The organism is Elusimicrobiota bacterium (assembly GCA_028718185.1).
Classification (GTDB): Bacteria; Elusimicrobiota; UBA8919; order UBA8919; family UBA8919; genus JAQUMH01.
Map to the genome: position 1 here is coordinate 1 of JAQUMH010000005.1, position 12,570 is coordinate 12,570.

A 12,570-nucleotide genomic window follows, 5' to 3' on the forward strand; every position below is an offset into this window, starting at 1 on the left:
TGTTTTTTTGTTCATTATTAAACCCCTTTGATATTGTAAAGTCTATTTTTTACTTTTTCAGACGATTATACAATATTTTAAGGGTTAAAAAAACAACACAAAAATACTATTAAGCCCATTGCGAGCCCGCCAACGGTTTTGTGGCGGGCGTGGCAATCTCTATTTAAAAACTACGAGATTGCTTCACCTTCGGTTCGCAATGACACCAATAGTAATCTGATTTTGACTTCAACAACAACCTATATTCTTAACCTTTAGTTTTGTAACCGGCTATATTGTTTACTATGGCTTTAAACCATAAAAACAGACTTAACGCGAGTTACTGACACGACAGCTGCAATTGAGAAATTACAACGCCTGGATATATTCCCCGATTTTTATAATTCTTTCAAATACCGCATCGGGAGGAGTTGTGTCCGATATACCAAGAATCAAATGATTCTTAGAACCTATTTCTGTAAAGAAATTATCAAGATATTTTTCAAATTCGTTATCTGTCATGGAATTTTTTAATAGACATACCGACGGAATTCCACCCATTATCGTTATCCTGCCGTTAAAATAGTCTCTTACCTGTCTGAAAGTAAGCTTTGTCATAGGAGCAGGACAGATCGAATCTGCTATATCAATTTCACTATTTATATAATTATCCAAAAGGCCGGTATTTTCCCCGTCAGTATGGGTTATAAGAAACTTTTTTTTACTATGTAATATTCCTGCATATTTTTTTAGCCACGGCTCGATATATTCTGTGAAGAACGGAGGATATGTCACCCTGGAATCATAGTTTGCCCCGAACAATAAAACTTCTGCCGGACATTCCGCTGAGACATCAAACACCTTATCAAAATATTTCCCGATACTATCTGCACATTGCTTGATTTCATCAGGATGGTCATGTAATTCATAAAAAAACAAGTCCATGGGCATCAGTTCCCGCTGTAACAGATGCATTGGGGAACCTGACAGACTTATAAAACCGGCTGATATTCCCCGCCCTCCGATTTTACCGGCAAACTCACTATAACCCTCGTAATTAGGGACAACTACCGCATTATCAAAAATATATCCTATTGCTTTAAAATCTTCATGACTTTTTATCGCATATTCGGTAACATGTGTTATTGTAATCCCTGCCTTTTTCATGCCTTCATCATATAGGACCTTTGTCCTTATATTTCCTGCCGGTGTATGATATTCTACAATGGTTTCTTCACCACTATAATTTACTGTAATTTTTGTATTTTCAATCTGTGTTTTATACGGCATAGTCCATAAATTATAAATCCCAAAAGCACGGTGAATATCTTCATCCTGGTTACGTAAATCCTTGAAATTGGGTATTATTGCATGATATCCGATATTCAATTCATCTGTAATTTCTACCAAAGTTGCATTCCTGTATTTAACAGGTAACGTTCCTGCTCTTTTATTGGCATTGTACCATAAATCAAGACGTGGTGCATACGGAATCTTACCTAAAGATTCACCCTTTATAGCCAGTAACATTTTTTCTTTATATGTCATCTTTGTCAAGATTTGTTCCAAATTATATTACCAATTGGTGATATAATTACCTCTTATATCCTTGAAATCACTTGCTGCTATTAACAAATCTCCAACTTGTTGGCCGCGATACCACCATTTACCCGATTGACCTGCAACAACAGTAAGCGCTCCAAGAGATAAACAATATATGCACTCGTTACTATCAATAAGTCCGGGTCTGCCAAGTCTGACTGACGGGCATTTATCAATATATTTTGTTATCATAGGTGCACTATCAAACGTTGATATACTTTCATTATTTACCGGGGAAGAACCGTCTGCTTTTACAGCAACAGGATATTCTCCTTCCATCTCGCCGTAATAAATGGTAATCGCGCTCCTGATAGAACCAAGCGATCCTTTTGTTGCTCCTTCTTTGGCAGTTCTTAAAAGGTTTCCAAATTTAGGAATTGCAATTGCTGCCAATATCCCTATAACTGCAACAACAATCATCAGTTCAATTAATGTAAAACCTTTATTTTTCATAGTTTTTCACCTTCGACTATCAGTTCGGTTTATTACTATTTTAATCTGAAAAAATATATTAACTGCTTCATCGTATTCTCGTATAAAGGAGGAATTATTACACCATATAAATATGAACACTGCAAATCTTCAATACGGATAATAGTGCCTGATACCTGAAACTGCTGCCCGCTTGGTAAAGATATATTAATGAAAATACTCTCACCTAAAATAAAAGGCTTTTGAGATTCAATACAAATACCGTCTATTGATATGTTTAACATCGCCGCAGAAACATACTCATCAATATTAAACTGGTCCCTGCTGGAAACCATAGAAACAACTATCTTGGTAGAAATACGCTTATTCCCTCTGTGAGGTCCGACATTACCTAATAATAAATAATCAAATATTTTTTTTAACAATGATTTAATCATTTTGCCCTTTCTTTAAGTATACACGGATAATTTTACAATTATTTTATAAAATTACAAGATTTTGAACATCGCCTGTTTCTTTTAGTTTTTATTAAATCACGACATTTAATTTCTTCAGTGAAGATATCAAGTTATTAGATGTCGTATATTGTATTCCTGTAATTCCTATTTTTTCAGCACCTGTTACATTTTCTTTAATATCATCAATAAAAATACATTCGGACGGTTTTACTTTTAATTTATTTAGAGCGTCTAAATATATCTTCTTGCCGGGTTTCATTACCTTAACCTTATATGATAAACTAACAGCATTAAACATTTTAAATATTTTTATTTTTTTTATTCCATATTCAAAGTGCCATTCACTTGTATTTGATAGTATCCCAAGTTTATAGTTTTTTTTAAGTTTTTTTATAATTCTAAAAGTGGCAGGTATTGGAGTAAAGATATCGGCAAAGCACTTTATAAACTGCTGTTTTGTTATTTTCAAGTCTGCCAATTTTACGATTATTTTAAAAAATTCATCGGAAGTTATCAAGCCGGTTTCATATTTAATAAATATATTATGGGCTTTATGAAATATAACATATAATTCATTTTTTGTTTTACCTGAATATTCCGAAACACTCTTGTAAAATATTCTATTATCAAAAGTGCATATTACTTTCCCGAAATCAAATATTATCGCTTTAATCATATTTGCTATGAAGTATAGTTTTAAAAACTAATCTTACTGCATATTTTCTTTTCCACTTCATCCGCGTTCGGATTAAGATTCCCCACACTAAAAATATCCCATATTTCCGTATGCTGGACAGATTCGGAAGGATTTATTAGTTTTAACGGTCCGACTGTTTCAAGTTCCAGCATATTTGAGTTAGTATATATTTCAACGCTGCACCCAAAATCAGGATATTTGCTCTTTTCTTCGCTAAATTTTTTCACAAACAACAAACCTTCTACCCAGTATGCGGTCCAATTTGGATTTACCATAGTACCAATTTTAATCGGACCCTTTGCTTTGGTGTCCTGCTTAATGAATATATATTCGTTACCAAAAATTATTCTTTTATCCGATAAATTAGTATAAGGCCAAAGCGTTATATGCCTGTCAGGAAGAAGCCCTATTTTATCCACTTTTGGCGGTTTAACAGGTATAATTGCAAAACCATGCTTTCTCATTATAGAAATTGCCCAACAACCCAATTCTACAGGCCATCTGCCTATATTTTTTATTTTATGAATAACTTGTATGCTTTTCTTCCCAAACGGCTTTATTATAATCTCTTTTTGTATTGAATTTGCAGTCTCCGGATTCCCGTACATTCTAACAGTATCTGCTTCAATATCTATAGTTATCGGCTCGTTATCTTGCGAATATGAACGTGGCATAGCTTCAGGCGAACTCCAAAGCCGGTGACCTCCAATAATCCTCCAAAAACCTTCCGATGTTTCAACACCCCCGTCTGGCAGTACACCAAGAAGGTTAAAATCCGGTTTTTTGGAACTCGCAAGATATAATATTCTCGGACCTATATCAGTTGTAACACCAATTATAATGCCATTAAGATTAAAAACCTTCATATTAAACCCGTTTATTTCTTTTTCCTGAATTTTCATAAAAATACCCCTCCCCTCAAAAAGATTGAGTAATGTTTAATGTGACAAGTGTGATGAAACAATCAAAAAATGCTTTTTATCTATTTTTTGATAGCATCCCAATTATGTTAAATCCTATTATTAATCAAGATAATTATACCTTTTTTTGGTTAAAAAACAATAAATTTGCAGTTTATAAATAGTACTTGACAAAATACTGATTTTACGTTATACTTTTAGTAGGAAGAACGATAAGGGCAAATGCTGATGTAACAATCAGCAGACGCAAAGCCAAGAACTCATTATTTGAGTAGTGGGCTGTCGAAGTTTCCGAGAGATTTTGTATCAAACTCAGATGAGCTGCCGGTTGCCGAAAAGCACGGGATTTAGAGCCTTTTTCAAGGTTCTGGTTTCGTCTTTATCAGCATACCGGTTTTCGTTTTCTGGTGAACTAAAATGAAAACCGAAAAAAAACTATATTTTATACTATTTATACTCCTCTTGTTAGGTATGTGCTATCTATACAGCGAAGATGAGGGGTACATCATAATCGAACCGGAACCAGATCCCATAATAACTCCAGTAGACGACACTCCACCAGTACCCGATACAACACCGCCAACAGGTTCAATAATTGTTAATAATGGAAATCCTCTTTATGTCAATTCAATAAATGTTACACTCTGCTTAACTTACTCCGATGCCGGCTCCGGTGTTGATACGGTCAGGTATAGTAATGATAATTCTGTCTGGACCTCTTGGGAATCGCCTTCTGCTACTAAAATCTGGCAATTGGTATCAGGTGACAGTCTTAAAACTGTATATTACGAAGTAAAAGATAAAGCAGGGAACGTAGCACAATTTAACGATACAATAACAATTGACGCTACTTTACCTACAGGTTCAATTACTATAAATAATAATAATCCTGATAATACTGATTCGGTAAATGTTACTCTTTACCTGACATATTCAGATAACGGTTCCGGTATTGATATGGTCAGGTACAGTAATGATAATTCTATCTGGACATCATGGGAATCAGCTTCTGCTGTTAAAAACTGGCAATTGGTATCTGGCGACGGTGTTAAAACTGTATATTACGAAGTAAAGGATAACGCAGGTAATGTAACTCAATTTACTGATACTATTATTCTTAAAACATTTATACCGGATACTACCCCGCCGATTGCTTCTATTTTAATAAATAATAACGCAGCTTATACAAATTCTATACCTGTAACTATAACAATTTCTGCTTCTGACCCTGAATCAGGTATTACAGGTATGAAAATATGGAATACTGGAAATACAGAACCAGCCGCTTGGGAACCTTATGCTATATCTAAAAATTGGAACTTGACATCAGAAGACGGAATAAAAACTATCAATGTAAAATTTAAGAACGGCCAAGGATTGGAAACGTTAGCAAATGATACTATCAGTCTTGATACTTCTTTGCCAGCGGGCTCAATTGTAATTAATAGTGGAAATCCTGAATATACAAACTCTATTAATGTTACGCTTTGTTTGACATATTCTGATAACAGCTCCGGAGTCGATATGGTCAGATATGGCAATAGCGGAGATTTTTGGACTCCATGGGAGTTACCTTCCGCTACAAAAAGCTGGCAATTAGCATCAGGTGAAGGTGTTAAAACTGTATACTACCAGGTAAAAGATAAAGCAGGAAATATAACTCAATTGACTGATACTATTATTTTCAAAGCACCGGATACTACACCGCCGATTGCTTCTGTTTTAATAAATAATAACGCTGATTATACAAATACTCTATCAGTAACGCTAACAATTTCTGCTGCTGACCCCGAAACCGGTATTACCGGTATGAAAATATGGAATACCGGAAATACAGAACCAGCCACTTGGGAACCTTATGCTACATCTAAAAATTGGAGCTTGACATCAGAAAATGGAATAAAAACTGTCAATGTAAAACTTAAGAACGGCCAAGAACTGGAAACATTAGCAAATGATACTATCACTCTTGACACTATTTTACCGGCAGGTTCAATAGCTATAAATAATAATAACCCTGATAACACTGATTCAGTAAATGTTACTCTTTACCTTACATACTCGGATAACGGTTCCGGTGTTGATATGGTGAGATATGGCAATAGCGGGGATGTCTGGACTTCCTGGGAGTTACCTTCTGCTACTAAAATCTGGCAGTTAACATCAGGTGAAGGTGTTAAAACTGTATACTACCATATAAAAGATAAAGCAGGAAATGTAACCCAACTTACTGATACAATCACGTTTAAAGTACCGGATACTACACCTCCGATTGCTTCTGTTTTAATAAATAATAACGCAGCTTATACAAATACAATATCAATAATATTGACACTTTCCGCAGTTGATAATGAATCAGGTATTACAGGTATGAAAATATGGAATACCGGAAATACAGAACCAGCCACTTGGGAACCTTATGCTATATCTAAAAATTGGAACTTAACATCAGAAGACGGAATAAAAACTGTCAATGTAAAATTTAAGAATGGCCAAGAACTGGAAACGTTAGTAAATGATACTATCAGTCTTGACACTATTTTACCTGCAGGTTCAATAGTAATTAATAGTGGAAATCCTGAATATACAAACTCAATAGACGTTACACTTTACCTGACAAACTCGGACAGCGGTTCAGGTGTTGATATGGTCCGATATGGCAATGATAGCGATGTATGGACTCCTTGGGAATTACCTTCTGCTACTAAAATCTGGAAACTAACATCAGATAACGACATTAAAACAGTATATTATGAAATCAAAGATAAAGCAGGAAATGTAACTCAATTCAGTGATACTATCTCTCTTGATACAACACCGCCATCAGGGTCAATTGTAATTAATAATAGCAATCCTGAATACACTAATTCAATAGATGTTACACTATGTTTAACTTATTCAGATACTGACTCTGATATTGATACAGTTAGATATAGTAATGATAATTCTATCTGGACATCATGGGAATCGCCTTTTGCTACTAAAAATTGGAAACTGGTAACAGGCGATGGCGTTAAAACTGTATATTATGAAGTAAAAGATAAGGCAGGTAACGTTGCACAATTTACTGACACAATTAGTCTCGATACTTCTTTACCGGCAGGGTCAATAGTTATCAACAATAGCAATCCCGAGTATACTGATTCAGTTGATGTTACTCTTTCCCTGACATATTCTGATAACGGCTCCGGTGTTGATATGGTCCGATATGGCAATGATGGAGATGTATGGACTGTTTGGGAATTAGCTTCTGCGACTAAAATTTGGAAATTAACATCAGGTGACGGATTGAAAACTGTATACTACGAAGTAAAAGATAAATCCGGAAATATAGCACAATTTAGTGACACTATTACTCTTGAAACAATAATAGCGGCAACAATAGACATTAATCCAAACACCTTAAATCTTAAAAGTAAAGGTAACTGGATAACAGCATATATAGAATTACCGATAAGATATAATGTACAAAACATTAACATCTCTTCCTTACTGTTGAATGATAAAATTTCCGCAGAACAAAAATCAACATCTACCGGTGATCACGATTCCGATGGAATACCTGATCTAATGGTCAAGTTTTCAAGAGAGGAAGCGCAAAAGATACTTTGTACCGGTGAAGATGTTACCCTGACACTTACAGGTTCGCTTGTTGACGGGAAAAAACTTATTGCAAGTGATACTATAAGAGTAATTGAACCCGGTAAGGGCCCAAAAGAATCAGAAGAATCTAAAAAAACCGTAGAAGTAACTGAACCGGAAAAAATTGAAAACCCGGTAGAAGTAAAAAACCACAAGAAACTAAAAGAATTTGAGAAGCCTAAAGAACCCAAAGGATTTGAAGAACCTAAAAAAATCGTTGACATAACCGAACCGGAAAAATCTAAGGCTTCTGAAGAACCTAAAGTATCCGAAAAACCTGTGGAACCTAAAGAACCTAAAGGATTTGAAGAACCTAAAAAAATCATTAACGTATTTGAACCCGAACTACCTAAAATTGTTGAAGAAAAAGTATCTGAAAAACCTGTTGAACCAAAAGAACTTGAAGAACCTAAAAAAATCGTGGAAGTATCCATACCTGAGAAAGATAAGAACGAACCGGAAAAACCTAATGTATCTGAAAAACCAGCAGAATACAAAGTAATTGAAGAACCTAAAAAAATCGTTAACATAACTGAACCGGAAAAACCTAACACACCTGTTGTTTCAGAAAAAAGCGTAACTGTTACTTTAAAAGAAAAAGAAATTCATTTTGTTTTAGCACAAAAATTACCGGAAACATCCAATATATTAGAAGCAGTTCTCTGGCTTGGACTTAAAGATAAGAAAGAAACCCCGGAGGTTTACTATCACAATTCATTCCAGAATAAATATGTATTTCATAATAAGTATATGCTAAAACCCGGAATGGGATGGGATATTACAGGTGGCGTAACAGAAGATAGAAATCAAAATAAAGAAATATCGATTTTGGTAAAATTTAATGAAGATATAATATCAGATTATGTGTTAGTAGTTGTGTATGGAAAAGAATCTTCTAAAGAAAAAATAGTAGTATTTAGCGGCGGGAATATAGTCCTTCCTGCCGGCTTAAACAGCGAAATAACAATGAAAGAAAATGCTGAAGCAAAACCTATACCCCAGAACCTTAAACCTATTTCCAGAACTTTCGAACCGAGTGAAAAAATTGAACTTACTAAAGAGGCCGTAATAACCTTATCCTATAACGATGTTGTTTTAAATGATACGAATGAAAAAGATTTGAAAATCTTTTATTATGATGAAAAAGAATCTAAATGGCAACCGCTTGCTAACTGCGAAGTAAATGTTAGCCAGAAAAACATCAGCGCTAAAACGACAAAATTGTCAACATTTCAAATCATGGCACCTGTTATAATAAAAACTTTAGCACCTCTTAAATCGCAACTGGGTCAAAACTATCCGAACCCATTTAATCCAGCGACAACAATAAACTATTCCATAGAACGTGATTGTCATGTATCATTAAAGCTCTACAATGTTGTCGGGGAACTTGTTGCAACAATAGTAGATGAATTTAAAACTGCCGGAAAATATTCGGTTTACTATGACGGCGGAGCACAGCTGTCCAGGGGAATTTACTACTACCAGATAATAGCAGGAAGTTTCGTTAACACCAAAAAAATGGTCGTGTTGAAGTAGGAATAAAGGTGTCCTAAGTCTGTGAATCAATGTAGCGGCAGAGTCTTACTCTGCTTTATTTTTTGATTTTCCTGATACTTTCTAACAATTCCTTTTAAACATTTGACAGTAGCGTAATATTATTTTATAATGAGATTGCTTCAGTCGTTCCGATATATCGGAACTCTTTCGCAATGACAAATGAAAAACTTTGTTTATAACGATATAATTTATAAAAATCGATAAAATGAAATTAAAAAAACAAAAAATAAATAACTTGCATTCTAATTATTATATATTTCGTTCTTTCCTTATTTCTGATTTCTTGCTTCTTGCTTCTTGCTTCTTATTTCTTGCTTCCTGTTCCTCCCTTTATGCAGTTAATACGGGGGCTGATTTTCTTAAGCTTGGGATTGGAGCGAGACCATCGGCGTTAGGAGAATGTGGGGCTGCTTTATCTTCTGATGTAACAGCAATTTACTGGAATCCTGCCGGTCTGGCTAAAATAGAAAAAATGGAATTGGTAGCTGCTCACAGCCAGACGGTTATGGACGCTACTTTCGGGTTTTTAGGTTTTGCATACCCGAATAAAAAATTTGGGAATTTTGGAGTTGGTAGTACACTCTTTATTCCTGAATCTGTTCCCATAACAACAACAAGCGAGGAGACGGAAGGACAATTAAGATGGCTGGATGTGGCTTTTACATTATCATACGGAAGAGATATTATAAATAACCTTTCAGCAGGAATAGGATTTAAAATAATTCACCGGAAAGAAAGCAGCCCTATATTTGATACGAAAGGAACCGCGTATGCAGGTGATTTCGGTTTTATATATCAACTGAACCCGGATTTTATTGCTGAAAAAGATGAAAAATTAAATTTGGGGTTTTCAATGTCAAACTTGGGAAACAAAATACAAATGAGCGGTGAAACAAAAAAAGATAACCTCCCGCAAACAACAAGACTTGGTTTTGCATACGAGTTCCACCCGAACAATGAAAATGCTATAATTGTTTTGAGTGAAGTTAACAAAATATTGGATGAAAAATTAGGATTTGGGTTTGGTACGGAATACAAACTTAGAGAACCGGTTTTTATAAGGTTTGGATATCTTACTAAAGAAGGGAATATAAAAGGTATAACATACGGGTTTGGAATTAATGTAAAAGGATTCCAGTTGGATTATAGTAACGTACCGGTTAGTGAGCTTGTAGGATGGACACGGGACAATAGGATTTCGTTAATTGTTAGGTTTTAGGTTACGCAGATTACGCAGAATAAAAGTGAGATTACACAGATTAAACATTTACAAAACACAAGATTCCGAAACAAGTTCGGAATGACAAAAAGAGGGTTTTCCTATTGAAAATAAATACTGGTTATATCATATTGCCAGGGTAAAATAAAATCGGCTGCCTTTTCCTACTTCGCTTTCCGCCCAGACTTTTCCGCCGTGTTCACCGACTATTCTTTTAACAAGTGCTAATCCCAAACCGGCGCCTTCAACCTGACCTGTAAAAGATTCCTCTATTTGATAAAATTTCTGGAATAATTTAGGGATTTCTTCGGAAGGGATGCCGTCGCCGTTATCAACTACGCAAATCTGGATAAACTCACCCATACGCATCCCGGAAATTTCTATGTTTTTTTCACTATTCTCGTTAAACTTTATGCCATTGGTTATTAGATTTTGAAAAACCTGCATAATTCTTGTTTTATCTCCGCTAACAGGCGGTAATGACCCAAACATCGGGGAAACATTTATAGAAATACCGCTGCCTGGAGTTACAGGAATATTTTTTATGCACTCTTTTATAAGTTCTGTTAAATTTATTTTCTCTCTATTTAATCCTAAAGAATCTGTTTCAACTGAACTGAACCTGAGTAGTTTGTCTATTAAACCGGAAAGTTCTTGCGCTTCTTTTTCTATGATTTCAAATGCTTTTTTCTCAGCTGCGTTCAACTTTTTAAACGTTTCCTGCTTCTGTAAAATCGAAAAATAACCCGTAATACCGGTTAAAGGTGTCCTTAGTTTATGGGATATGAAATCAATAAAATTCCTTTTTATCTTTTCTTCTTTTCTTTCATTAGTAACATCACGCAAAACAAAAATATATCCTGTAATGTTTTTATTCTCATCCAGAATTTTTGTCATTAAAACAGAAAGGGTGAGTAATTTGCCTTTTTCCCTTGTTAAATCAAAATCAACAATATTTTCGTCAATTTTCACCGACGGCTTAATATCGGGAATACATTCAAATAAATTTTTCCCCGGCCGCCCGGCAGACAGTGATATGCAGTTTTCTTTTTTAAGATTAAGTAAAGTTTCTGCTGACTGGTTAAGCATAATTATTCTAAATTTATTGTCTGTAAGAATCGCACCGTCACGCATGCCTGAAAATACAGCCTGGATTTTTTCCTTTTCCCCTTCTAAAGCAGAAAATAAAATAGTATTTTCGATAGCGATTGCAGCCTGAGACGTGAAAATAGATAAAAGGTTAAGGTCACGTTTAGTAAATTTTTTTTCTGCATCCATTCGATTTAGATTGATAACGCCTATAACCTGATTTTTTCTTGTTAGTGGCGCACTCAATCCTGATTTTATACCGTCGAAACCTTCTAAACCGGTAAAACGTGTATCGTTTTTGATATCCCCATCTATTAAAACCGGCTGATTTTCTAAAGCTACATAACCTGCTACTCTTTCACCAAGTTTAATTTTCTTATCTAAAACCAAATCTCCCCTAAGTCCTGTAGATGCTTTTACTTCTAATTCATTTGTTTCTTTATTAAGCAACATAATAGAACCGCCGTCTGCTATTAAAGCCTCGCAGGCAAGTTTTACTATAAAATCCAATAATTGCGGGAGTTTCATAACCGAACTCATCGCCCTGCTTGCCTCGTAAAGATTCACCAGTTCCTTAAATTCACCGACCTCAACAAGCAGCCGCTGTTTTTCCAGGCACCGTATAATCATTAAATCCAGTTCGGCTAAATCAATCGGCTTTGTAACAAAATCATAGGCGCCTATTTTCATCGCTTCCACAGCAGTTTCAACTGTACCATATGAAGTAAACAAAATTACTTCTGTTGCAGGAGACATTTTTTTTATCTGTTTTAATAACGCCATTCCATCCATACCGGGCATTTTCAAATCAGAAAGAACAATGTTACAAAAAGTTTTTTTAATAATCCCCAATGCTTCTTCACCTGATGCCGCTGTTAGCACTTTGTAACCTTCCATTTTCATAGATTCTGCACAAGCATTTCTTATATTCTGGTCATCATCAGCAACTAATATCAGTTCATTACTCATAGA

8 protein-coding genes and 1 riboswitch are annotated in these 12,570 nt (G+C 35.0%); of the genes, 2 read left to right on the forward strand and 6 right to left on the reverse strand.

Translation table 11 applies throughout. From position 1 onward, the window contains the following. Positions 1 to 348: 348 nt before the first annotated feature. The 5 genes from PHE88_07700 to PHE88_07720 all read right to left on the reverse strand — a co-directional run bounded on the left by PHE88_07700 (position 349) and on the right by PHE88_07720 (position 4,070). The gene (locus PHE88_07700; GenBank protein MDD5687696.1) at positions 349 to 1,527 is read right to left on the reverse strand and encodes a hypothetical protein; all 1,179 of its coding nucleotides are present in this window, start codon (positions 1,525 to 1,527) and stop codon (positions 349 to 351) included. Positions 1,528 to 1,554: 27 nt separating this feature from the next. Next, complete coding sequence (locus PHE88_07705) at positions 1,555 to 2,034, reverse strand: prepilin-type N-terminal cleavage/methylation domain-containing protein (GenBank protein ID MDD5687697.1); 480 nt, start codon at positions 2,032 to 2,034, stop codon at positions 1,555 to 1,557. 35 nt (positions 2,035 to 2,069) lie between these two features. Then, positions 2,070 to 2,450: a PilZ domain-containing protein gene (locus tag PHE88_07710; protein ID MDD5687698.1), complete on the reverse strand. Its 381-nt coding sequence runs from the start codon at positions 2,448 to 2,450 to the stop codon at positions 2,070 to 2,072. A 91-nt stretch (positions 2,451 to 2,541) separates the two neighbouring features. After that, a complete protein-coding gene (locus PHE88_07715; protein MDD5687699.1) occupies positions 2,542 to 3,147 on the reverse strand; it encodes an HAD family phosphatase in 606 nt (201 codons plus the stop codon). 20 nt (positions 3,148 to 3,167) lie between these two features. Next, positions 3,168 to 4,070 (reverse strand): hypothetical protein, encoded by a 903-nt coding sequence (locus PHE88_07720; protein ID MDD5687700.1) that lies wholly within the window; start codon positions 4,068 to 4,070, stop codon positions 3,168 to 3,170. 225 nt (positions 4,071 to 4,295) lie between these two features. Continuing rightward, positions 4,296 to 4,375, forward strand: a riboswitch (cyclic di-GMP riboswitch). Between the two features lie 130 nt (positions 4,376 to 4,505). Between PHE88_07720 and PHE88_07725 the strand changes: the two genes are divergently transcribed. Both PHE88_07725 and PHE88_07730 read left to right on the forward strand, forming a co-directional pair. After that, positions 4,506 to 9,269: a T9SS type A sorting domain-containing protein gene (locus PHE88_07725; protein ID MDD5687701.1), complete on the forward strand. Its 4,764-nt coding sequence runs from the start codon at positions 4,506 to 4,508 to the stop codon at positions 9,267 to 9,269. A 226-nt stretch (positions 9,270 to 9,495) separates the two neighbouring features. Continuing rightward, the gene (locus tag PHE88_07730) at positions 9,496 to 10,509 is read left to right on the forward strand and encodes a PorV/PorQ family protein (GenBank protein MDD5687702.1); all 1,014 of its coding nucleotides are present in this window, start codon (positions 9,496 to 9,498) and stop codon (positions 10,507 to 10,509) included. A gap of 126 nt (positions 10,510 to 10,635) precedes the next feature. On the opposite strand, the gene PHE88_07735 is transcribed toward PHE88_07730, so the two are convergent. Then, on the reverse strand, positions 10,636 to 12,567 hold the full coding sequence (locus PHE88_07735; protein ID MDD5687703.1) for a response regulator: 1,932 nt from the start codon (positions 12,565 to 12,567) through the stop codon (positions 10,636 to 10,638). Between the last annotated feature and the right edge of the window lie 3 nt (positions 12,568 to 12,570).

What these genes read in the sequence shown, in the direction of transcription:
- PHE88_07700 (MDD5687696.1), bottom strand. Translation starts at nt 1,527, where the DNA reads ATGACATATAAAGAAAAAATGTTACTGGCTATAAAGGGTGAATCTTTA.
- PHE88_07705 (MDD5687697.1), bottom strand. Translation starts at nt 2,034, where the DNA reads ATGAAAAATAAAGGTTTTACATTAATTGAACTGATGATTGTTGTTGCA.
- PHE88_07710 (MDD5687698.1), bottom strand. Translation starts at nt 2,450, where the DNA reads ATGATTAAATCATTGTTAAAAAAAATATTTGATTATTTATTATTAGGT.
- PHE88_07715 (MDD5687699.1), bottom strand. Translation starts at nt 3,147, where the DNA reads ATGATTAAAGCGATAATATTTGATTTCGGGAAAGTAATATGCACTTTT.
- PHE88_07720 (MDD5687700.1), bottom strand. Translation starts at nt 4,070, where the DNA reads ATGAAAATTCAGGAAAAAGAAATAAACGGGTTTAATATGAAGGTTTTT.
- PHE88_07725 (MDD5687701.1), top strand. Translation starts at nt 4,506, where the DNA reads ATGAAAACCGAAAAAAAACTATATTTTATACTATTTATACTCCTCTTG.
- PHE88_07730 (MDD5687702.1), top strand. Translation starts at nt 9,496, where the DNA reads ATGAAATTAAAAAAACAAAAAATAAATAACTTGCATTCTAATTATTAT.
- PHE88_07735 (MDD5687703.1), bottom strand. Translation starts at nt 12,567, where the DNA reads ATGAGTAATGAACTGATATTAGTTGCTGATGATGACCAGAATATAAGA.